The 23033-nt window shown below is 37.5% G+C and carries 20 protein-coding genes; 18 read left to right on the forward strand and 2 right to left on the reverse strand.

Translation table 11 applies throughout. From position 1 onward, the window contains the following. Positions 1-32: 32 nt before the first annotated feature. The 14 genes from AC1FXP_RS12880 to AC1FXP_RS12945 all read left to right on the forward strand — a co-directional run bounded on the left by AC1FXP_RS12880 (position 33) and on the right by AC1FXP_RS12945 (position 14463). Positions 33-2000: a right-handed parallel beta-helix repeat-containing protein gene (locus AC1FXP_RS12880; protein WP_480061963.1), complete on the forward strand. Its 1968-nt coding sequence runs from the start codon at positions 33-35 to the stop codon at positions 1998-2000. A gap of 498 nt (positions 2001-2498) precedes the next feature. Next, positions 2499-3848, forward strand: coding sequence for an ABC transporter substrate-binding protein (locus tag AC1FXP_RS12885; RefSeq protein ID WP_480061965.1), 1350 nt, complete (start codon positions 2499-2501; stop codon positions 3846-3848). A 75-nt stretch (positions 3849-3923) separates the two neighbouring features. Then, positions 3924-4811 carry a carbohydrate ABC transporter permease gene (locus tag AC1FXP_RS12890; RefSeq protein WP_480061967.1) on the forward strand — a complete coding sequence of 296 codons (888 nt, stop codon included), beginning with the start codon at positions 3924-3926 and terminating at the stop codon, positions 4809-4811. 11 nt (positions 4812-4822) lie between these two features. Beyond that, positions 4823-5662, forward strand: a complete 840-nt coding sequence (locus tag AC1FXP_RS12895) for a carbohydrate ABC transporter permease (RefSeq protein ID WP_480061969.1) — start codon at positions 4823-4825, stop codon at positions 5660-5662. A gap of 44 nt (positions 5663-5706) precedes the next feature. After that, positions 5707-6447: an SDR family NAD(P)-dependent oxidoreductase gene (locus AC1FXP_RS12900; protein ID WP_480061971.1), complete on the forward strand. Its 741-nt coding sequence runs from the start codon at positions 5707-5709 to the stop codon at positions 6445-6447. Positions 6448-6550: 103 nt separating this feature from the next. Next, complete coding sequence (locus AC1FXP_RS12905; RefSeq protein ID WP_480061973.1) at positions 6551-6994, forward strand: PPC domain-containing DNA-binding protein; 444 nt, start codon at positions 6551-6553, stop codon at positions 6992-6994. Between the two features lie 37 nt (positions 6995-7031). Continuing rightward, positions 7032-7745, forward strand: coding sequence for an RraA family protein (locus AC1FXP_RS12910; RefSeq protein WP_480061975.1), 714 nt, complete (start codon positions 7032-7034; stop codon positions 7743-7745). 74 nt (positions 7746-7819) lie between these two features. After that, positions 7820-8533 (forward strand): RraA family protein, encoded by a 714-nt coding sequence (locus AC1FXP_RS12915; protein WP_480061977.1) that lies wholly within the window; start codon positions 7820-7822, stop codon positions 8531-8533. 131 nt (positions 8534-8664) lie between these two features. Further along, a complete protein-coding gene (locus AC1FXP_RS12920; RefSeq protein WP_480061979.1) occupies positions 8665-9396 on the forward strand; it encodes a FadR/GntR family transcriptional regulator in 732 nt (243 codons plus the stop codon). Between the two features lie 142 nt (positions 9397-9538). Further along, positions 9539-10696: an iron-containing alcohol dehydrogenase gene (locus AC1FXP_RS12925; RefSeq protein WP_480061981.1), complete on the forward strand. Its 1158-nt coding sequence runs from the start codon at positions 9539-9541 to the stop codon at positions 10694-10696. Between the two features lie 101 nt (positions 10697-10797). Continuing rightward, positions 10798-11103 (forward strand): UxaA family hydrolase, encoded by a 306-nt coding sequence (locus AC1FXP_RS12930; protein ID WP_480061983.1) that lies wholly within the window; start codon positions 10798-10800, stop codon positions 11101-11103. Next, positions 11093-12268, forward strand: a complete 1176-nt coding sequence (locus AC1FXP_RS12935; protein ID WP_480061985.1) for a UxaA family hydrolase — start codon at positions 11093-11095, stop codon at positions 12266-12268. Before AC1FXP_RS12930 ends, AC1FXP_RS12935 begins: the two co-directional genes overlap by 11 nt. 12 nt (positions 12269-12280) lie before the next feature. Beyond that, entirely contained in the window at positions 12281-13705 is a 1425-nt protein-coding gene (gene gucD / locus AC1FXP_RS12940; protein WP_480062065.1) for an alpha-ketoglutaric semialdehyde dehydrogenase GucD, read from the forward strand. Between the two features lie 119 nt (positions 13706-13824). Then, positions 13825-14463 carry a YesL family protein gene (locus AC1FXP_RS12945; RefSeq protein WP_480061987.1) on the forward strand — a complete coding sequence of 213 codons (639 nt, stop codon included), beginning with the start codon at positions 13825-13827 and terminating at the stop codon, positions 14461-14463. A 229-nt stretch (positions 14464-14692) separates the two neighbouring features. Here the strand turns inward: AC1FXP_RS12945 and AC1FXP_RS12950 are convergent, their stop codons facing one another. Both AC1FXP_RS12950 and AC1FXP_RS12955 read right to left on the reverse strand, forming a co-directional pair. After that, the gene (locus AC1FXP_RS12950; protein ID WP_480061989.1) at positions 14693-15922 is read right to left on the reverse strand and encodes an endo-1,4-beta-xylanase; all 1230 of its coding nucleotides are present in this window, start codon (positions 15920-15922) and stop codon (positions 14693-14695) included. 260 nt (positions 15923-16182) lie between these two features. Beyond that, on the reverse strand, positions 16183-16947 hold the full coding sequence (locus AC1FXP_RS12955; RefSeq protein ID WP_480061991.1) for an IclR family transcriptional regulator: 765 nt from the start codon (positions 16945-16947) through the stop codon (positions 16183-16185). Positions 16948-17215: 268 nt separating this feature from the next. Here AC1FXP_RS12955 and AC1FXP_RS12960 point away from each other — a divergent pair, with 268 nt between their 5' ends. From AC1FXP_RS12960 to AC1FXP_RS12975, 4 genes are all read left to right on the forward strand, one after another. Continuing rightward, positions 17216-17656, forward strand: coding sequence for a dihydrodipicolinate synthase family protein (locus AC1FXP_RS12960; RefSeq protein WP_480061993.1), 441 nt, complete (start codon positions 17216-17218; stop codon positions 17654-17656). 89 nt (positions 17657-17745) lie between these two features. Next, positions 17746-19728: a YjhG/YagF family D-xylonate dehydratase gene (locus AC1FXP_RS12965; RefSeq protein WP_480061995.1), complete on the forward strand. Its 1983-nt coding sequence runs from the start codon at positions 17746-17748 to the stop codon at positions 19726-19728. Positions 19729-20231: 503 nt separating this feature from the next. After that, positions 20232-22163, forward strand: coding sequence for a fructose-1,6-bisphosphatase (fbp, locus tag AC1FXP_RS12970; RefSeq protein ID WP_480061997.1), 1932 nt, complete (start codon positions 20232-20234; stop codon positions 22161-22163). A 338-nt stretch (positions 22164-22501) separates the two neighbouring features. Next, positions 22502-22990 (forward strand): hypothetical protein, encoded by a 489-nt coding sequence (locus tag AC1FXP_RS12975; RefSeq protein ID WP_480061999.1) that lies wholly within the window; start codon positions 22502-22504, stop codon positions 22988-22990. Positions 22991-23033 lie beyond the last annotated feature (43 nt).

The raw sequence follows: 23033 nt of genomic DNA on the forward strand, positions 1-23033 counted from the left end.
AGCTAGTTCTAATATTAAAAGGAGGAAGTATAATGGCATTTGAATATCATGTAGCAAAAAATGGTTCGGATCATGCAGAGGGAACAAAACAGAATCCATTCTTGACAATCAATAAGGCGGCTTCTATTGCTCAAGCAGGAGATACTGTTATTGTCCATGAAGGAGAATATCGGGAATGGGTGAAACCAAAGTTTGCAGGATTAAGTGAGTATAGAAGAATTACATATCAGGCAGCTGAAGGTGAAAAAGTTGTCATTAAAGGCTCAGAGCAAATTCAAGATTGGGAACAGGTCGAAGGAACTGTCTGGAAAGTTGAATTACGAAATGAATTTTTCGGAGATTTTAATCCATACAAAGAAGAGATTTTCGGGGACTGGGTTGTGTATAACCCTGGAAGACACCTAGGTGATGTTTATTTAAATAGCATGTCCTTTTATGAGGCGGAAACTTTTGAACAGTTAAAAGATCCAGAAGTAAAAACAGAAGTGTTAGACCACTGGACAAAGACAGTTGTTCCTGTCCATAACCAAGAACAAACAAAATATGTTTGGTATACAGAAGTAGATGATAACAAAACAACCATCTATGCTAATTTTCACGGAGCAAATCCTAATGAAGAAGTAGTAGAGATCAATGTACGTAAAGCTTGTTTTTATCCAGAACAAATTGGTATCAATTATATTACGGTTAGAGGTTTTGAAATGGCTCAGGCGGCAACTCCATGGACTCCGCCAACAGCTGATCAACCAGGATTAATAGGGCCTAATTGGAGTAAAGGATGGATTATCGAGGATAATATTATCCATGATGCAAAATGTAGTGCAATCAGTATTGGTAAAGAAGCTTCAACGGGTCATAACGATCGCAGTATTCGCAAAGATAAGCCAGGCTATCAATATCAGCTAGAGTCAGTCTTTTCTGCTAGACAAATTGGTTGGAGTAAAGAAAAAATTGGTTCCCATATTATCCGAAATAACACAATCTATGATTGTGGTCAAAATGGTGTGGTAGGTCATCTAGGTTGCGTATTCAGTGAAATTTATAATAACCACATTTACAATATTGCACTAAAGCGTGAGTTTTATGGACATGAGATTGCGGGCATTAAATTACACGCAGCAATTGACGTTCAAATTCATGACAATCGTATTCATGACTGCTCGCTAGGAACATGGTTAGATTGGCAGACACAAGGTACAAAAGTGAGCAGGAATCTGTTTTATAGAAATAACCGTGACTTGTTTGTTGAAGTTAGTAGTGGTCCATATATTGTTGATAACAATATTTTAACTGCAGACTATGCGTTAGATAACCATGCTCAAGGTGGAGCTTATATTAATAATCTAATTCGAGGGAAAATGATTCAACGCAAAATGCTTGATCGTGCAACACCATATCATGTACCACATAGTACGGAGGTAGCTGGCTTTGCTCCTGTGTATGGTGGCGATGATCGATTCTATAATAATATCTTTATTGGCGATGATTCTATTAATGTAGCTGGTTCCTATGCAGAAACCCCTTCGGAGATAACAAATGAATATGTTGGTACTGCTCACTATAGAGGTTATACAACTTCACTTGAGGAATACATCGAGACAGTGGATCAAGAAGGTGGTGACCATCGTACATTCCATCAAGTTGAGCAACCGGTATATATTAATTGTAATGCATACTATAATGGTGCAGAATCGTTTGAAAGAGAAAGTGAAAGCGCTGTAGCGGATAACTTTAATCCAGAATTAAAAATTATCGAAGAAGGAAATGAAGTTTATCTTTCTATTGGGCTTCCAGAAGATTTTGAGTCATTACTTGGAGAAATTCAATCTACCAAAACTCTAGAAAGAACACTTATTGTTGATGCAGAATTTGAAAATCCAGATGGAAGCGAAGTAATCTTGGATAAGGATTTATTAGGAAAGCAAAGGCAAGAAAAGAGTGTGTTAGGACCACTTGCTAATTTGCAAGCAGGCAATAATTATATAAAAGTCTGGGGCTAAAAGTTTTCGGGACAAGGGATGCAAGGGGACGGATCAAGACTGGTGAAAAAGTCGTTTTATGAATACTTTTATCTATATTACCGTCCCCGCGTGCCTCGTTAAATGCCGAAATTTCTTTTACAGTGCACATGATGTACTAAAAGAGACTAAATAAATAATTTAAAATATAAATTTTCAGATTATTGTTGACAAAGTACAAAGGTAGACTATACAATACATTTAAAGGTCAACCAATTGAAGGTCGACCAATTAAAGGTCAACCAATTTACATGTTGGTGTATTGATATGTTGAAATATTTATCTTGTTACATAATCTAATAGAAATTTAAACTGTTTTAGCAATAATGCTTGCCTTCGTTATTTAAATATCCCTTTTTTCAAAAATATTAAATTTATTCTAAGAAGGAGGTGGCACTCTACATAAGTGTAGCGAGAGTTAGCTAGAGTATACATTGCAATGAAATGAAAACGCTTTACAAAATGAGAGGGGTTAGTACGATGATTAAAATGATGAAATGTACTTTATTACTCATGAGTTTATTGCTAATTCTTGTAGCCTGTGGTGGAAATGAAGAAGTTAGTACCGATGAAAGTCAAAATGATCAAGGGGAATCAAATGTTACTGATGGTGTTGTAGGCGAAGAGGAAGTTGAATTTCGTTTTGCTTGGTGGGGTACACCAGAGCGTGATGCTAAATACAATGAAATGCTAGATATATATGAGGAGCAAAATCCACATGTGAAAATCATAAGAGAACCAGCAAGCTGGGGAGACTATTTTACTAGATTATCAACTCAAGCTGCTGGCGGAAATGCTCCTGATATTTTCGGTCTACACCTTCAGCTTTTTGGAAGTGAGTACTTAAGTAGAGATATTGCCTATCCGTTGGATGAATTTGTGGATAGTGGAATTATAGATTTAGATTCTTGGGATGACTCTGTTATTGATGCAGGAAAGTATAATGGAAATTTATACGGGTTAGCTAAAGGTGTCACAATGCAAGCTTTTCTTACAAATGAGTCTAAAATTAAAAGCTTAGGATTAGAGCCACCGGGTGGAGATATTACGTACGAAGAATTTAAAGCGTTTTCACAGAAAGTTGTTGATGCTCTCCCAGATGGTGAATTTGTTATCAACGACCCAACTACTACGGAGCATGCTATTGAAATTTGGGCAGTACAACGAGGTGGTTCATTCATCAGTGAGGATGGGACTACTCTAGGTTTTACAAAAGAAGATTTAGCTGATTATTGGACATATTGGAGTGAATTAAGAGACATGGGTGCACTTCCTCCAGCGCATATCAGTGCTGAACAAGTTGGGATCCCAGAGGAAAGTACATTATTTGCTCAAGAAAAAGCTATATTCCTTGACAGACCAACAAATAGAGCGCAAATGTTCCAAGGTTTCATGCCTGATGCTGAATTAAGTATTACACGCTTTCCTTTGATGGCTGATGGGGTTAATCAAGGTGGAGAGCAACTACAAGTTCCTGCGATTTTAATGAATAAAGATACTGAACATAAAGAAGAAGCAGCAAAGTTAATCAATTGGTTTGTAAACGATCTTCGAGCAACTGAAATCTATGCAGCTGAAAATGGAATCCCTGGTACAGCAGAAGTTCGAGATCACTTATCAGTTAATTTACAACCAATGAATGTTCAAGCATTTGAGCACTTCGATTGGGTTGTCGGAGATATTCCTGTAACAAACATGCGTCCAGAAGGTTCTGCAAGTATTTTATCTGCATACACACGACACTCAGAAGCTGTTGCTTTTGGTCAGGTTTCAGTTGAAGACGCAGTAGAAGCGTTTTTCAAAGAAGCTGAGGGTATTCTTGCTGATTAAAAACGGGAAAGGGACGAAACAACACGTTCGTCCCTGCTTCCCTCACTAGTTGAAAGTAGAGGCGGTGACTTAATTGTGAGAGAAACAACATGGAGTAGAAACAAAATAGCAATTATCTTTTTAGGGCCGTGGCTTATAGGAGCAATTGTTTTAGGAATAATTCCAATGCTAGCATCATTGTATTTTTCCTTTACTAATTACAACATGTTCCAGTCTCCAGATTGGATTGGATTTTCGAACTATATTCACATGTTCACATCTGATGGTAGGTTTGTTCAATCGCTAAAAGTCACGATTACTTATGTATTTATCGGAGTACCCTTACAATTAATTATGGCTTTTACGTTAGCCACTATTTTAAATCGTGGCATCAAGGGTTTATCCGGTTTTAGAGCTATATACTATATTCCTTCTTTATTAGGACCTAGTGTAGCAATTGCGATTTTATGGCGCCAAATCTTTGGGTATGAAGGGATCTTCAATGATATTATCGGCATTTTTGGATTTGGTCCAAATAGTTGGATAGCTGATCCTTCATTCGCTGTGTATACATTAATTGCATTACTAGTATGGCAGTTTGGAGCACCAATGGTTATCTTCTTAGCGGGTCTAAAACAAATACCAACAGAATTATATGAATCTGCTGAGATTGATGGTGCAAATCGTTGGGTAAGGTTGTTTAAAATAACGATTCCACTTTTAACACCTATTATCTTCTTTAATATTGTCATGCAACTAATTGGAGCGTTCCAAGCTTTTACACCTGCCTATATCGTTGGTGGAGCAACAGGTGGAGCGATGGATTCAACACTTTTTTATACGCTCTACTTATATATTAAAGCATTTACTGAATTCCAAATGGGATATGCTTCAGCCTTAGCTTGGGTGCTACTAGTTATTATTGCAGCGTTTACTGGATTGTTATTTTTATCAGCTAAAAAATGGGTATTTTACGGCGAGTAAGGAGGTGCATTATGGAAAATAAAAGTAAAAGTCGACAAATTATGAAAGTTATCCTTCTTTCTTTAGGTGCCTTTGTCATGTTATATCCAGTTCTATGGATGCTCGTGAGTTCAATAAGACCAACTAATTTAATCTTCAGCGAAATTGGTCTATGGCCTTCTGAAATTACGTTTGAACATTACAGTACTGGGTGGAGTGGACTTTCAGGTTTTACGTTTTCTACATTTTATATTAACTCATTCATCATTGTAGGTTTAAGTATCTTAGGTAACTTACTTTCTTGTTCAATGGCAGCTTACGCGTTTGCAAGACTTCAATTTTCGTATAAAAAACTATTATTTGCCATTATGTTAGGGTCGATTATGTTACCTTTCCATGTAGTATTAATCCCTCAATATATTATTTTTAATAGTTTAGGGTGGGTTGATACGTTTCTTCCTTTAATTGTTCCTAAATTTTTAGGTGTAGAAGCGTTCTTTATCTTCCTCATGGTGCAATTTATACGTGGAATTCCTACTGAGTTGGATAATGCAGCGCGCGTTGATGGGTGCGGTCCAGTGAGGATCTTCTCAAAGATTGTTTTACCTTTAATGACACCTGCGCTAGTGACTACGTCCATTTTCACATTCATCTGGACTTGGAATGATTTCTTTAGTCAATATATTTACCTTAGTAGTCCTTCTAATTGGACTGTAACACTTGCGTTAAGAGCATTCTTAGATGGAATGGGTGAATCTATGTGGGGGCCAATGTTTGCAATGGCTATTCTATCAATCATTCCAATCTTTATTTTCTTTATTGCTTTCCAAAAGTATCTTATCGAAGGAATTGCTACAACTGGTATAAAATAGTTAATTAAACATAAATTGGTTGATGTGTGGAAGGAGGGTGAAAAATGCAAGTAAGAGGAAAAACAGCTCTTATAACAGGTGGAAGTACGGGGATTGGCAAAGCCATTGCAATGAAATTAGGTAGTTTAGGAGCAAACATTGTAATTAACTATTCTAAAAGTAGGGACGAAGCGGAGAAGACGTTAGCTGAGCTTGAAAAAGTAGGAGCTAAATCTATCGCTTGTCAAGCAGATGTTTCGAATCAAGCAGATGTTGAGAGATTGTACCAAGAAGCTCTTAAGGAGTTTGGGGGAGTTGATATTTTAGTCAATAATGCAGGAACAACCAATTTTGTCCCTTTGAATGATTTAGATGGATTGATAGATGAATATTGGGACAATGCCTTTAATGTGAATGTCAAAGGAATGTTCTACATGAGTCGTGTATGCGCCCAAGATCTCAAAAAAAATAATGGCTGTATTATAAATATCACGTCCATTGCAGGGATTAATGGAAATGGAAGCTCAATTGCATATGCAGCGTCAAAAGCTGCGGGAATAAGTGTCACTAAGTCTCTTGCTAGAGTATTAGCTCCAAATGTTAGAGTGAACTCTATTGCACCTGGTGTTGTTACAACACGTTGGGTGGATGGTCAAAATGAGCACGTGGATCAATATAGAGATGGAACTCTGCTAGACAGGGTTGCCAGTCCTGAGGATGTAGCAGATATGACCTTAGCTATCATTGATGGAGGAGATTTTGTTACAGGGCAAGTGATTGTAGTAGACGGTGGTTGGACTTTGTAATGAATTTACACAGATTATAGAACAAGGAAATTTCTAATAGAAGAAGTCAAACTTCTTTTTCTATTCATAAAACATAAATAATATTTTTTTGGAGGTTTTCATTATGAGTAAAAATGTATTTTTGGGAAAAGAATTTGGTCGTCCTATCGTTATTAATTTGTCTAAAGGAGATCTGTTGCTAGAAAGCATTCGAGATCGTTTAGCTGAAGAGGGTATAAAAAACGCAGTTCTATTTGGTGCAGTTGGCTCCATGCAAAAATTAGTGTATCACTTACCGACAAGTATGGGACCAACATCTGAAGACGTATTTCTAACGATTCAAGGAAATGGACCTATTGAACTTGGCTCATTATCAGGGAACGTAATTGATGGAGAACCACATCTTCATATCGTTGCTCAAGACAAAGAAGGTAATTATGTGGGGCATTTAGAAGAAGGCACTGAGGTCCTTTTCTTAGCTGAAGTTATCCTTGCAGAGATGAAAGATTTAGATATTCATCGTGTGAAAAATGATCATGGTGTTGTCTATTTAACTGAAAAAAACTAATAAAACAAAGTAAAAAAGATATTTAGGAGGAACAAACATGACAATGACAGATAAGGAATTAATTGAGGAAATAAGAAAAGTACGATTAGCTGATTTATCCGATGGGATGGATGCCCTAGGATTAGTCAATAAAGGATCAATGTCTACAGATATGCGTCCGATTCGTCCGGGTATTAATTTTGCAGGCTTCGCTTGGACAGTGAAGTTAGCTCGTGCTGATGAGACATTTGAGCCATGTAGCACGGTGGAAGAATATTTAGAGATTAATAATAAGTATTGTCACGATATTTACGGTTCGTTTATGGGTCCAATGCAAAAAGAAGATGTGACAGATAGTGTGTTGGTCTTTGATATGGGTGGTTACCCAGGTGGGATTATTGGATCAGAGAATATTATGAAGTATAAGCTGTGGGGTGTTGTAGGGGCCGTTGTTGATGGCGGATGTCGAGATTCCTTTGAGTGCAATCTTGAAGAGGCAAATGTTTTCTCAACAAAGCGAACGTTTCATCATGTTTCAGGAAGAATGAAAAGTGACAGTGTTCAAGTACCCGTTCATTGTGCAGGTGTAAACGTATATCCTGGAGATGTTGTATGTGCTGATGATGATGGGGTATTAGTTATCCCGAGAGATAAAGCAGAGCAAGTACTGACATTTGCTAAAGCCATCTTAGAGGCAGACCAGCGAGTACGTAAAGAACATTACGATGCACTAGGGATGGAGGAAGATGCGACATTGAACCGGTTAGGATAAATTAACCGACTATCCTAACAGTTAGAGGTCTTGACTTGCTAATTTATTGTGGTTAATCTAAAGGAGGAATATATATGTCAATGACAGATAAAGAACTAATTGAGGAAATAAGAAAAGTACGATTAGCTGATTTATCCGATGGAATGGATGCCCTAGGATTAGTTAATAAAGGATCTATGTCTACAGACATGCGCCCGATTCGTCCAGGAATTCAGTTTGCAGGATTTGCTTGGACGGTGAAATTAGCTCAAGCGGATGAAACATTTGAGCCATGTAGTTCAGTGGAAGAATATTTAGAAATTAATAATAAGTACTGTCATGATATTTACGGTTCGTTTATGGGTCCGATGCAAAAAGAAGATGTGACAGATAGTGTGTTAGTCTTTGATATGGGTGGTTACCCAGGTGGGATCATTGGATCAGAGAACATCATGAAGTATAAGTTATGGGGTGTTGTAGGGGCAGTTGTCGATGGCGGATGCCGAGATTCCTTTGAGTGCAATCTGGAAGAGGCGAATGTTTTCTCAACAAAACGAACGTTTCATCACGTATCAGGAAGAATGAAAAGTGACAGTGTTCAGGTGCCCGTACATTGTGCAGGTGTAACCGTACATCCTGGAGATGTTGTATGTGCTGATGATGATGGGGTATTAGTTATCCCGAGAGATAAAGCAGAACAAGTACTGACATTTGCTAAAGCCATCTTAGAGGCAGACCAGCGAGTACGTAAAGAACATTACGATGCACTAGGGATGGAGGAAGATGGGACTTTAAATCGTCTAGGTTAGGTAAGGAGCTTACTAGCCTAAAGGAAGCTACTTTCGAACATTTCTTCGTAAGTAGCTTCCCCTTCACTAAGATCTTTCCACAAAAAATACCCTAGGGCATTCAAAAATTAACAAACAAGGGACGAAGCCAGATGACAAGTGAATTTAAATTTGAACCAATTCAAAAAAACTCTATCGTTGTTGATTTAACTAAAAGCCTTTTAGAGTATATTTTTTCTGGAAGTATAAAACCAGGTGATAAGTTACCTACTGAACGCCAATTGCAAGATGCGTTAGGTGTTGGTCGTTCAGCGATCCGTGAAGCAACAAAAGTATTAGCTGTTTTAGGCGTACTTGAAATTAAGCCTGGTAATGGAACATACTTAAAAAAACCAGATGCAAGTCTTCTTATAGAATCAATTGAATGGGGGATTTTATTAGGTGAACAACGAGTAAGAGATATCATTGAGTCAAGGCAAGAAATAGAATTAGCCGTTGTAAAGCTTGCTGCTAGAAGATGTACAGATGAAGAAATAAAAGAATTATGGGAGATTCTTGAAAGATTAAGAGTGTCTACAATTGAAGATTTTGTGGAAATAGATATAGCATTTCATTTGAAGCTTGCGGAAATGGCAAAAAATACAGCTCTTAAAGGCATATTAACAAGCCTTCAATCATTACTTAGATCTTGGATCAAACATGTTATTGAATCGGCCGGTGAAACTAGTTTTTCCTATAGCGATCACTTGAAGGTTTATGAAGCGGTTGCAAAACGAGATGAAAAAGCAGCCATTATTGCCATGGAGGAACATTTACAGGATGCTACCAAAAGACTTTTAGAAGTAGTAGAGTTAGAAAATAAAAAAATATTTAAGGCTGATTGAAATGGCTCCTTGAATAAGGAGCTATAATTTAATACGTATTATTGAGAAGAACATTATATTTTTTGATTGATTGGTTGACCAATTAATTTGCGACCAATGGACTTATAAACTAGTTTTTATAATAACTAAGAGGGTGATCGAAGTGTTCAATTATTATATTCCGACTTCAGTGGAAAACGGTATAGGGTTATCCAAAGAGATTGGCAGTTTCTTAGAATCAAAAGGAGCAAAAAAAGTGTTCCTTATAACCGATCAAGGAATTAGAAGTGCAGGCATTTTAAATGGAATTGAACATTCACTAGAAGGTGCAAAAATTCAATATGAAGTTTTTGATAACATCGTACCTAATCCTACTTCAAAGAGTGTAAAGGACGGACTCAATCGACTGAAACTAGATCATTTTGACCACGTTTTAGCTGTTGGAGGAGGAAGTAGTATTGATACTGCAAAAGCCATAGCAGTGATGGCAAGAAATGAGGGTGATATTTTAGATTATGAAGGGGTCGGGAAAATACCTAATGAAGGTCTCCCATTAACAGTGATACCTACAACATCTGGTACTGGAAGCGAAGTAACGTCAGCTACGATTATAACAAATTCTGAAACTCATTTTAAAACTGCAATTATTAGTCCATACCTTTTTCCTAATTTTGCTGTATTAGATGCTGAACTAACCGTGGGATTGCCACAACATATTACTTCTTCAACAGGAATGGATGCGTTGACTCATGCAATTGAATCCTATACTTCTAAAACCGCAACACCTGTGAGTAAAGCTTTTGCAGTGCAAAGTTTAAAGATGATAGGTGAAAATATTGAAAAGGCCTATTACGTTGCTACTGACCTTGAAAGTCGTGAAAATATGTTAGTAGCCTCTATGCTAGCAGGAGCAGCTTTTACACAATCACGATTAGGTAATGTCCATGCCATTTCGCATACACTAGGTGGTGTATTTGATATTCCACATGGTATAGCCAATGCAACATTATTACCATTTGTTATGAAGTTTAATCTTCCTGCCTGTCCAAAAGAAATGGCTGATATAGCTAGGTGCTTAGAATCTGATACTTCAGGATTAAATGATTTGGAAGCTGGAGAAAAAGCAATTGAAGCTGTTATAAGATTAAATCGTTCGTTAAATATCCCTTTGAATATTAAAGAATTAGGTGTGGACCTTGATGCGATTGATAAACTAGTAGACGATTCTATGAGAAGTGGGAATGTATTAATTAACCCAAGATTAACAACTGCTAGTGATATTCGTCAAATAATAGAGAGCGCTTACAAAGGTGAGTTGTGACATTCGGTTTAATTGATAGCTTTATTCATATTAATAGCAAACGATCTACATCATGTATGAGTTGTCATGAACAATTAGTGTTTTTATGAGGGGATAAGTTTATGAAAAATGATAACTTTAAGACGATTATGATGAGTGTAAAGGATAATGTAGCTGTTGCACTCTCTGATATTGCGGCTAGTTCAACTGTAAAAGTAGTTTGTGAAGATGAGGAATTTTTGATCAAATTAAAAAATCAGGTGGACTTTGGACATAAGTTTGCAGTTGTTCAAATAAAAAAAGGCGAAGATATATTGAAGTATGGAGAAGTCATAGGTGTTGCTAATCAAGATATTACTCCTGGAGAGCATGTCCATGTTCACAATTTAGATGGCAAACGAGGAAGAGGTGATAAGGTTGTCAAATGATAAAGTTGATTACTTATTGGGGTATAGACGACCTGATGGGCAGATTGGAATAAGAAATCACGTGCTTATTTTACCGACTATTACATGTGCTACTCAAACAGCACAACGAATTACAGAGCTGGTAGATGGTACGGTTACATTGATTCATCAGCATGGCTGTGCACAGGTTGGAGACGATTATGATCAGACATTTCGCACATACGTTGGAATGGGCAGTAACCCGAATGTTTATGGAGTAGTTGTATTAGGGTTAGGGTGTGAAACACACCAAGCTAGAAGTGTTGCAGGGGAATTGAAAAAAACTGGTAAACCTGTTGAAGTTGTCTCGATTCAAGATCATGGAGGAACTCTTTCAACGATTGCGGAAGGAGCTAAGATAGCGGCGAAAATGGTGCAAGATGCATCAGCTCAACAGAGAGTCCCTTTTGATTTTAGTGAGCTAATAATTGGTACTGAGTGTGGAGGTTCGGATGCTTGCTCAGGGCTATCGGCTAATCCTGCAGTAGGGAAAGTAAGTGACACTATCGTCGACCTTGGAGGAACAGCCATTTTAGCTGAAACTACTGAGTTGATTGGTGCAGAGCATTTACTTGCAGAAAGGGCTATCGATGATCAAGTTTCAAAGCGTGTGTATGAAGTAATCAATGCAATGGAAAACAGAGCGTTACTGGCAGGTGTTGATATAAGAACTGGAAATCCTAGTCCAGGAAATATTAAAGGAGGACTCAGTTCCCTTGAGGAAAAGTCGTTAGGTGCTGCAACAAAAGCTGGAACTAGACCACTTCAGGAGCTAGTTAACTATGCAGAAAAACCGAGTAAAAAAGGATTAGTCTGGATGGATACGCCCGGTCAGGATATTGAGCAATTGACAGGAATGGCAGCTGGTGGTGCCCAAGTGATCTTATTTACAAGTGGTAGAGGGACGCCAACAGGGTCACCTATCGTTCCGGTGCTAAAGATTGCTACAAATACAGGGATATTTGAGAGAATGTCAGAAAATATAGATATTAATGCTGGGACCATTATCGAAGGAGTAGAGACGGTTGACCAGGTTGGAGATCGTATCATGGAGGAAATAGAAGCAACTTGTTTAGGAAAGAAAACGAAGGCTGAAGTGTTGAAGCAACATGATTTTGGAATTTGGAGAATAGGACCTACTTTTTGATATTTAAATTATATTAATGGACATTGGAAAGCTTCTAATTCAGGGGAGACAAAAGCTAGTTATAATCCAGCAAATAATGAATTGGTTGGTTATTTACAATTGTCCAATAAAGAGGATTTAGAGGAAGCAGTTGCTGCAGCAACAAAGGCTAAAGATCTATGGAGAAAGTTGTCTGGAGCGGCTAGAGGGCAATTTTTATATAAAGTTGCAGATGTATTAGAAAGTAGAACTGAAGACATAGCTGAAACAATGACGAAAGAAATGGGGAAAACATTACTAGAAGCAAAAGGAGAGACGGCTAGAGGGGTAGCCATTCTTCGTTATTATGCAGGGGAAGGGATGAGAAAAGTTGGAGATGTGATTCCTTCTACTGATAGTGAGGCGTTTATGTATACTACAAGAGTTCCTTTAGGCGTTGTGGGTGTCATAACCCCTTGGAACTTTCCAGTTGCCATTCCAATTTGGAAGATGGCTCCTGCATTAATTTATGGAAATACTGTTGTTCTAAAGCCAGCAACAGAAACAGGAGTTACGGCAGCTAAAGTAATTGATTGCTTCCATGAAGCTGGTCTTCCACAAGGTGTCATTAGTATGGTAATAGGGTCTGGAAGTGAGATCGGCCAAGGGATCGTGGACCATCCTGACATTTCAGGAATTACGTTTACTGGCTCTGATACAACAGGGAAAAGAATTGGTCAAGGAGCACTTGCTCGTGGAGCAAAATATCAACTAGAAATGGGTGGGAAGAATCCAACCATTGTTACAGCTGATGCAGACCTTGAAAAGGCCGTTGAAGGTACAATAAGTGCAGCCTTCCGCTCTACTGGACAAAAATGTACAGCAACAAGTCGTGTTATTGTTCACAATAGTGTGAAAGACAGATTTGTAGATAAGTTACTAACAGAAGTAAAAGAATTGAAAATTGGTGATGGATTACAAGATGGAATTTGGATGGGGCCATGTTCTTCAGAGGCACAAATGGAAACAGTGTTACAGTTTATCGAACAAGGAAAACAAGAAGGTGCTAAGCTTATTTACGGTGGAAATAGATTAGTAACGGGTGATTATGAAAAAGGTTACTTTGTGGAACCGACTATTTTCGATGAGGTTAGCAGCCAAATGAGTATCGCCCAAGATGAAATTTTTGGTCCGGTCATAACCATTATTACTTTTGACGAACTTGACGAAGCATTTAATCTAGCTAATGATGTGGAGTATGGACTAAGTGCATCCATTTACACTGAGAAAATTGGAGCAATGTTGAAATTTGTAGAGAATGTTGATGCTGGACTTGTCAGAATTAACGCAGAAACAGCAGGAGTTGAATTACAAGCTCCATTTGGTGGGATGAAACAGTCGAGCTCTCATTCTAGAGAGCAGGGGCAGGCAGCTATTGAATTTTTTACTTCTATTAAAACAATATTTGTAAAATCATAGATTTATTATTGCTATCTACCAAATTGCTTAAATAATAAGGTATAATAGGGATTTCCATTGTATAATACGGCATAGGGAGACATGAATAGTTTCATATATACAGCAGGGGGGACATGGAGATGACTGGCTTTTCTTGGGCATTGTATAGGGCATGTCAATGGGTAATGCGATTTGCCTATCTTAACTTATTGTGGATTGTTTTTAGTTTAGTAGGGTTAGTAGTTTTCGGATTATTTCCAGCTACTGTTGCCCTCTTTATAATTTTAAGAAGGTGGATGAAGCAAGAGACTGATATCCCTATGTTTCGTGTGTTTTGGAGTGCTTACAAGTTAGAATTCGTTAAAGCAAATGTAATCGGATTTACACTGCTTTTGGTCGGTTGTATTCTGTATATTGATTTCATTTTTCTTCAAACATTGACTGGAGCCTTATATTATACGCTGGGTTTAATACTCTTGGTTATAACAATCATTTACATCGTTATATTACTATTTATTTTTCCAGTCTATGTTCATTATGATGTACCACTCCGTCAATATTTTAAATATGCGGCAATTGTAGGAGCCATTAATCCTGGGTTCGTATTGCTTGTAATAGCAGGATTATATGGTTATTATATTTTGTTTGCGTTTTTACCAGCAATCGTACCTTTTTTCTCTATCAGTTTGTTAGGGTTTATCATGATGAAGATTGCATACATGTCTTTTAATCGGATCGAGGCGAAAGCTCAAAAAATAGTAGGAGTAACTGAAGCTTAATCATTCTTTGTCCAAGATTGCACGTCTGTCTCTATGCCACTACTCTAATTTCAAATTTATATTACTTTGAAAACTTAACTAATTGTTCAAGAAAAAGGGAGCTGATAGATTCAGCTCCCTTTTTCTGATATTTAATAAAAGCGTCACCATCACCATATCGCCATTTGCAACATGGGTAACTTCATATGCGAAACATCGTCCCTTTCCTACATTTTAGCTGGAAATTCTTTTAGATTACTATCTGCTCTGTGTCTTCACTTTTCTCTAATTTAAAGCTTACTTTTTTATCCCCACAGACAAGGTCATACTCACCAAGGAATCCTTCAAATGAAACGCATCCGTTGTCATCTGTTTTACAAGTCACATTTGTATTCCAGTCATTTTTGATTAGTTTCTTTACTACTTCATAAGCTGGTTTTGGGCTATTATCTTTTCTAAGAAAGCCAGCGGGGGCACCAAGCCATGCTCCATCATCGCTGAATGACCATGTTGTAATGGCTTCTACTAGAGGATGTTCAAACAAAATGGAATACATTTCTTCTACTTCTTTGGCTTGACGTTCTTCAAATTCTGGTGTTGATGGCCATTCTGTGATCTGATAATCATTTAGGTCTACAATGTCAGCTGGCATAACATGTCCAGATGTTAATGTATTCTCTGTAAAATGAATTGGTAGACCAAAAGATGAGAAACGTTCTAATACTTCTTCTAATTTCTCACGGCCCCAATAGCCTTGGTGTTGGTGGGACTGAATCCCAATTGCATCAATTGTAACCCCTGCATTGAGGCAGCCATCTATTAAGATTTCATAGTTGATCGATGTATTAAAGTCATTTAATAATAATGTAGCATTAGGGTTGAATTCACGTGTTTTTTCAAACATCTCTTTAATGATTCCAACACGGCTAAGGTCTCTAGAAATTCTAGTAATCCCATTATCGTACTTATCAAAGATTGGCATGATAACCACTTCATTGATCACGTCCCACGTATCGATTACCCCTTTAAAATCTGATACATCACGTTCAATTCGATCAAACTGTGCATTTAAAATTTCTTCATTGCTCATATCAAGGAGCCATGGAGCGGTAAGGGTGTGCCAACAAAGGGGATGGCCTTTCACTGTTACATTTCTTTCTTTTAACCAGTGGGCAGCCGTTTTTAATTCGTTTGTGCGTGGTTTTCCTTTTTCAGGTTCGAACAATGCCCAATAGAAAGGTAGTGTAGCAGAGTTAAATACATCTAAAAACTTATCCAGTTGTTCTTCTAAAAATGCCAGTCTGTCTTCAGGTACACTTTTGTTTGCTACTTCGATAGCCTCAAAAATACCGCAGCCAAATAAGAACTTGTGATTTGTCTGTTTAAGGGATATGGTCTTTCCTAAAATAGGATTTCCTGATGTATCTACAAGTTTGATTGTCTTACTCCCTTTACGATGTGCCAATTCATTTACACTCATGATATTCCCTCCATTTTTTCTAATCAGTTCGCACAGGTTTACTTTAGAAAGCGGTTTCGATTCCTTGGTTTCTATTCTAACAGACTTTGTTCGTTCGGCAAACTAACTATTGGGGGGTTCTATTCAGTAAACTCTAACTATTAGTAGTCGAATATACAAGGTTCATAAGCTGAAAAAGAGTTGGCAATGAGCGGAGGTGTCCCAAAAGGTCAAAAACGTACTTTTTTGGGACATTTCCATTTTATGATCTAAGATTCCATTCAAGTGACATACCCATAACGGACTTCTTCAGACAACTGATCTCCGATGTTTTTTAATAATAGAAGGTATTCATGGAGTTTGTGATCATCTACATTTGAAACTAAGGTAGAAATACTTATGGCAGCAAGCACTTCATTTTTTTGATTTTTGATTGGAACGGCAATGCAGCGTACACCTTGCTCGTTTTCTTGATTATCGATTGCATGTTCTTGTTCTTTTATTTCGGTTAATTCCCTCAATAGTTCTTCGCGATTGATTATCGTTTTTTCCGTTAATTGATTGAAGTTATAACCATCCAATAGTTGCTTTAAATGCTTTTCACTCTGGTATGCTAAAAGGATTTTTCCAATCGCCGTTGAGTGGAGTGGGATTCTCTTTCCAATTCTTGAGTAGCGAATAATGGCCTTTTCTCCTTCTTTCTTATCAATATATACACCCGCATCCCCGTCTAAAATTCCAAGGTGGCTCGTTTGCCCGGTTTCCTTTGATAAATCACTGAGATATTTCTTCGCTATCTTTCTTAAATCAATGGTACTCATCACTAAATTTCCACGCTCAACAAGCTTCATTCCAAGTCTGTATTTACCATTTTCAGGATTTTGTTCGATATAATGGGATTCTTGAAGTGTTTTCAATAATGAATGGACAGTACTTTTATGAAGATTCATTCTTTCACTAATATCGGTTATTTTGAGCTCGGTCGTGTGTTCATCAAATAAATCTAAGATTCCTAGAGCACGTACGACAGATTGGATAATTGGCATAAACAACCCTCATATTCATCTTATTTTTTACGTTTTTAAGCAACTTTCGTACCCAATTTTACAGGAACAGGAACGCTTTTTAAAGGAGTTTAGCAAGCAAGCTAGTAAGATTCTTGATTGTAAGTGTTTTCTTTTTGGGGATTTATGCTATAATTAGTCATATACTCTAAATAATAGCACCAAGTTTTATAATGTGAAACAAAATAGTTTTATTGAGTACCAAGTCATAAAAAACAAAGGATAAAAAGTAGGAGGGGTAATATGAACAGTGTCAAAGCATTTAAAGGGGTTATACCACCGGTCTCAACCATTTTTAACGAAGCAGGAATCGAATAAACAACAAATGAGCCGTTTAATTGATTATTTAATTAAAGAAGGCGTAAAGCTAGGTGGAGATGGAATTATTTCGGCAAGTGGAAACTTTGCACCAAACTTATCTGTTGGTATTTACAATGCCTTTCTTGCAGGAGACTTAAAGGAAGCAGTTAAATTGTATAAACAATTAGCGATCCTTCCATCGCTTTATAAGATTGATAGTCCATTTGTAAACGTCGTCAAGGAAGCGATGAAGCTATGTGGAATGGATGTTTCCACACACGTCCTCCCGCCAACAAAGCCTCTTAATCATGAAAAAAAGGCACAAGTGAAGAAAATATTAGAATTAGCGAACGTCCCCCCAGTACAACAAACAAAGTGTAGAAACTCGTGATGGCTTTACAAGAGTAAAAGGTTAAGGAAATAGTTGCTGTACGAAATAGTTATGCTTTTTTACGTCTAAATACAATTACGGAGGCTGTTATGTCACTGCATATCGTTTTCAACGATGAAGATCAGTCAATTTATAATGTACAAACACATGCTAGAGGCCCTATAGGCAGTTTGCCTTTGACGGCACAAATGCTTGAGGAGTCCCCTAGTGGAGATCTTTTTGGGATGACTCAAAATGTTGGTATGGGGTGGAAGCCCGAGGAGCTGCTTGGAAAGCAAGTATTAATCTTAGGAACGAATGGAGGCATTCGTGATCAAGATGGCAGTCCGATCGCATTAGGCTATCATACAGGTCATTGGGAAGTCGATTTATTAATGGCAGAGGCAGCGAAAGAAATTCGTGAGAAGAAAGGGGTTCCTTTTGCCGCTTTTGTAAGTGATCCATGTGATGGACGTTCTCAGGGGACATTAGGAATGTTTGATTCATTTCCTTTTAGAAACGATGCGGCTCTTGTCTATCGCCGTTTAATTCGTTCTCTCCCAACACGACAGGCTGTTATAGGAGTGGCCACGTGTGATAAAGGGTTGCCCGCAATGATGATTGCCTTAGCAGGAACACATGATTTACCAACCGTTATCGTCCCAGGTGGGGTTACACTTCCGCCAACAGTTGGAGAAGACGCGGGGAAGGTTCAAACGATTGGAGCGCGTTTTGCCAATAATGAAATTACGTTAAAAGAAGCTTCTGAATTAGGTTGTGTTTCTTGTGCTTCAACGGGGGGAGGGTGTCAATTTCTAGGCACGGCAGCTACCTCTCAAGTTGTAGCAGAAGCTCTTGGTATGGCCGTCACTCATTCCGCATTAGCCCCGTCAGGTCAGCCTATTTGGGGAGAGATGGCAAGGCAATCGGCACGTGCCGCGTTAGAAATGGAAAAAAATCAAATTACTACAAAAAATATTGTGACAGACAAAGCAATAGAGAATGCAATGGTTGTGCATGCCGCGTTTGGCGGATCAACCAATCTTTTGCTCCATATTCCGGCTATTGCCCATGCAGCAAAATGCAGAATTCCTACTGTAGAAGATTGGGTACGAATTAACAGGAAAACACCAAGGCTCGTTAGCGTATTGCCAAATGGTCCTGATTATCATCCGACTGTTCGTGCTTATCTTGCCGGTGGCGTTCCCGAAGTGATGCTCCATTTACGAAAGCTAGGTCTCTTGCATGAAGATGTTCTAACCGTTACTGGGGCGACCCTTGGTGAAAATCTAGATTGGTGGGAGCAATCAGAGCGCCGAAAAGAAATTAGAAAGCGCTTAATGAATGAAGATGGCGTTCATCCTGATCAGGTCATCATGGATCCGGAACAGGCAAGAAAAAGAGGTCTCACTTCAACAGTCACATTCCCTGAGGGCAATATTGCACCTGACGGAGCTGTTATCAAATCAACATCTATAGACCCGACAGTTGTTGGAGAGGATGGAGTGTATAGACATACAGGTGGAGCGAGAGTGTTTACATCCGAAAAGGATGCAATCAGAGCGATAAAAACAGGAGGGATCCAAGCAGGCGATGTGATGGTTGTAATGGGGGGAGGCCCTTTAGGAACGGGTATGGAAGAGACATATCAATTAACGTCTGCTCTTAAATATTTACCGTTTGGGAAGCATGTTTCCTTAATTACAGATGCTCGATTTTCAGGGGTGTCTACTGGAGCGTGCATCGGTCATGTTGGGCCAGAAGCATTGGCTGATGGGCCGATAGGGAAGTTGCGCGATGGAGATATGATTGAAATTGTTATCGATTGTGTTCAATTAGAAGGAACTGTTAATTTCGTTGGCGCTAAAGATGAAAGGTTATCGATTTCAGAAGCAACAGAGGTCCTAAATCGACGTAACTGCCACCCGGATTTGAAGCCAAATGCTCAATTACCTGATGACACACGTCTATGGGCTGCACTTCAAGCAGTGAGTGGAGGGACTTGGCGTGGCAGTGTTTATGATGTGGATCGAATTTTAGAAGTTTTAGATGCTGGAATGGAAGCGATGTCAAAGGAGAAGAATTTAACCTAAATAAAGATAAGTCCAAAACAGGAGTGAATTAGGGAGGGAAATAAAGTTAACAAGTTGTAAAAATAGATTCTGCGAATAAACCAAACATACTGTCAAATAAAGAACAGAATCTCGATAAATGATTCTGTTCTTTATTGTTTATTAATTTAAATTCTATTAAGCTTTGTTCTTACTACTAAACAAACTTCATATAACCGCTGAAATTGACTGTCGAAATAATATCGAGGAAATACGGGGGTGACTGGCACTATTATTTAACAGACTGTGGTAAAAATATAAATGTGGGCAAGAATGTCTTTATCAATTCGCGGACCCGTCCCCTTGTCTTCTTCCTTGTCCCATTGTGCTATAATAGAAAACAACTGATCGAATTGGTAGATTTAAAGTTAACATGACAATGAAAATATCAATCTAATTTCGATTTGAGTTTTCTTATAATGTAGTATTTATTGCAATCTTTTCAATATAAAACAACAATGAATTTTGGAAGGGGATACATAATTGTGAACTCGAAATATTTAGATTTGTTGGCCCAGAAATATGATTGTGAAGAAAAAGTGGTCACTGAAATTATTAATCTAGAAGCCATTCTTAATCTACCAAAGGGTACAGAACATTTTGTTAGTGATTTACACGGGGAGTATCAAGCCTTTCAACATGTGTTAAGAAATGGTTCGGGGAATGTAAAAGGGAAAATAGAAGACCTTTATAAAAAGGTATTAACTGAAAAAGAGATTAAAGAATTTGCAACATTAGTTTATTATCCTGAAGAGAAAATAAAATTAATTAAGAATGATTTTGATAATGAAAGAGAATTACATCAATGGTATATAGTCATCATTGAGCGTATGATTAATCTTATTTCTTATGCGTCTTCTAAATATACTCGCTCGAAATTACGAAAAGCATTGCCTGATCAATTTGTATATATTATAGAAGAACTTTTATACAAAACCGATGAATACACAAATAAGGAACCGTATTATACAAAAATTGTCCAGCAAATTATTACACTAGGTCAAGCTGATAAGCTCATTATCGGTCTTGCTTATACGACTCAGCAATTGGTTGTTGACCATCTTCATGTAGTGGGAGATATTTATGATCGCGGACCTGAACCTGATAAAATTATGGATACTCTTATCAATTATCATTCCGTTGATATTCAATGGGGGAATCATGATGTCCTATGGCTAGGGGCCTTTTCTGGATCCAAAGTTTGTCTCGCTAACATTATTCGTATCTGTGCTCGCTACGACAATTTGGACATTATTGAAGATGTGTATGGAATCAACCTCAGGCCACTTCTAAATCTTGCGGAAAAATATTATAACGACAATCCAGTCTTTAGACCAAAAATACATTCAGATAAAAAAGTATCTGAGGAAGAGCAATTACAAATTACAAAAATTCATCAAGCCATTGCTATGATTCAGTTCAAACTTGAAAGCCCTATTATAAAGAGACGCCCGGACTTTAAGATGACAGAAAGACTTTTGCTTGAGAAAATTGATTATGACAGAAACGAAATAACGATTCATGGGAAAACATACCCACTAGAAAATACTTGCTTTGCAACGATTAATCAGGAACAACCCGATCAACTGTTAGAGGAAGAAGAGCAAGTGCTGGACAAACTGTTATTTTCTGTCCAGCATTCGGAAAAGCTGGCTAGACATATGAATTTTCTTATGAAAAAAGGTAGCCTTTATTTAAAATATAACGGAAACTTATTAATACACGGCTGTATTCCTTTAGATGAAGAAGGAAATATGGAAAAAATGGTCATTGAAAATAAAACCTATGCTGGTCGTGAGTTACTTGATACGTTTGAACATTATTTACGACATGCTTTTGCTCATCCTGAAGAGACAGATGATCTTGCGAAAGATATGGTCTGGTATTTATGGACAGGAGAATATTCATCACTATTTGGGAAAAGAGAAATGACAACCTTTGAAAGGTATTTCATTAAGGATAAAAAAACCCATAAAGAGAGAAAGAACCCATACTACCATTTACGTGAAAATGAGGAAATCTGTCGCAAAATCCTAGCAGAATTTGATCTTAATCCTGATCAAGGACATATCATAAATGGTCATACACCAGTTAAAGAAATTGATGGAGAAAATCCAATTAAAGCAAATGGAAAGATGATTGTAATTGATGGCGGCTTTTCTAAGGCGTATCAATCAACAACAGGGATTGCTGGATACACTTTATTATACAACTCCTTCGGTATGCAACTGGTCGCGCATCAACATTTTAATTCGAAAGAAGATGTATTAATAAATGGAACTGATGTTTTATCAGTAAAAAGATTGGTAGATAAAGAACTAGAGAGAAAAAAGGTACTAGAAACGAATGTTGGAGAGGAAATATTGCAAGAACTCTCTATTTTGAATAGTCTGATGGAGTATCGTTATATGAAATGAAACCAGGGACAGAGGGAACCACGACCTACTATTAGGAGAATACAAATTGGCAGATAAGTATGGTTTTTAGTGGAAGTGCAAGAGGTGCTTCAAATGAAGAAGATAGATATAGAGAATTTACGGAAAGTATATAATCAATAAATAGTATATTAAATGTATTGATCCTTTTGCACTAAGTGTAGAGGGATTTTTTTGTTGCTATCTTTCTTTTTAGAAATCTAGCCTTCATTAGCAATTTCCTAGCAAGATTATCTTACCATTTATACCACAACTATTAGAAAAATAGATAAAGTAAATATACCTAATTAGGTACTTGTAAAAAAAAGGAGGAAATGGATATGCCAACTTTTCTAGTTTTCCCTGGTAGTGATGTTGATCAAGAAGAGACGTTCATTGTTGAGGCAAGTGATGAGGCTGAGGCAAGGAGTAAATCTTTACTCATTTATTCAGAAGATCCGTTTTTCCGAGAATATGTGAAGTCATTTTGTATTAATAGTAGTTTTCTCGAGGATTTTTTAGAGGATGAAGGTGGATATTTGTTTGCGGAGTTCCTTGAATATCGAATTGATTTATACAAGAGGTTTAAAAAAGATGAACAAAAAATTGAAGACTATATTGAACAGGTGATTGAAAGGAATGTGCGAACGTTCTTTCAAGATAGACCTGATTTAGCAGACCTTTATCTACATGAATATCAAAACAGTCCATTTGCAGCTTCTGAGTTCCCAAGTGAAATGTATAGCTACATCTTAGAGAAAACAAATTTTAGTTACTTTGATGATATACGTGTGTATCCGATTGAGCTGAGGGACAAGCAATCATTATAAAAACTTAAGCCGGTGCATTTGTGCAAGGCTTAAAATTTAGAAA

The organism is Halalkalibacter sp. HAAS-P013, from assembly GCF_056619925.1.

Bases quoted from the DNA above. Each gene is read 5' to 3' on its own strand.
- AC1FXP_RS12905 (WP_480061973.1), top strand. From the start codon at position 6,551: ATGAGTAAAAATGTATTTTTGGGAAAAGAATTTGGTCGTCCTATCGTT.
- AC1FXP_RS12920 (WP_480061979.1), top strand. From the start codon at position 8,665: ATGACAAGTGAATTTAAATTTGAACCAATTCAAAAAAACTCTATCGTT.
- AC1FXP_RS12895 (WP_480061969.1), top strand. From the start codon at position 4,823: ATGGAAAATAAAAGTAAAAGTCGACAAATTATGAAAGTTATCCTTCTT.
- AC1FXP_RS12885 (WP_480061965.1), top strand. From the start codon at position 2,499: ATGATTAAAATGATGAAATGTACTTTATTACTCATGAGTTTATTGCTA.
- AC1FXP_RS12965 (WP_480061995.1), top strand. From the start codon at position 17,746: ATGTCACTGCATATCGTTTTCAACGATGAAGATCAGTCAATTTATAAT.
- AC1FXP_RS12975 (WP_480061999.1), top strand. From the start codon at position 22,502: ATGCCAACTTTTCTAGTTTTCCCTGGTAGTGATGTTGATCAAGAAGAG.
- AC1FXP_RS12915 (WP_480061977.1), top strand. From the start codon at position 7,820: ATGTCAATGACAGATAAAGAACTAATTGAGGAAATAAGAAAAGTACGA.
- AC1FXP_RS12930 (WP_480061983.1), top strand. From the start codon at position 10,798: ATGAAAAATGATAACTTTAAGACGATTATGATGAGTGTAAAGGATAAT.
- AC1FXP_RS12880 (WP_480061963.1), top strand. From the start codon at position 33: ATGGCATTTGAATATCATGTAGCAAAAAATGGTTCGGATCATGCAGAG.
- AC1FXP_RS12910 (WP_480061975.1), top strand. From the start codon at position 7,032: ATGACAATGACAGATAAGGAATTAATTGAGGAAATAAGAAAAGTACGA.
- AC1FXP_RS12955 (WP_480061991.1), bottom strand. From the start codon at position 16,947: ATGCCAATTATCCAATCTGTCGTACGTGCTCTAGGAATCTTAGATTTA.
- AC1FXP_RS12950 (WP_480061989.1), bottom strand. From the start codon at position 15,922: ATGAGTGTAAATGAATTGGCACATCGTAAAGGGAGTAAGACAATCAAA.
- AC1FXP_RS12945 (WP_480061987.1), top strand. From the start codon at position 13,825: ATGACTGGCTTTTCTTGGGCATTGTATAGGGCATGTCAATGGGTAATG.
- AC1FXP_RS12900 (WP_480061971.1), top strand. From the start codon at position 5,707: ATGCAAGTAAGAGGAAAAACAGCTCTTATAACAGGTGGAAGTACGGGG.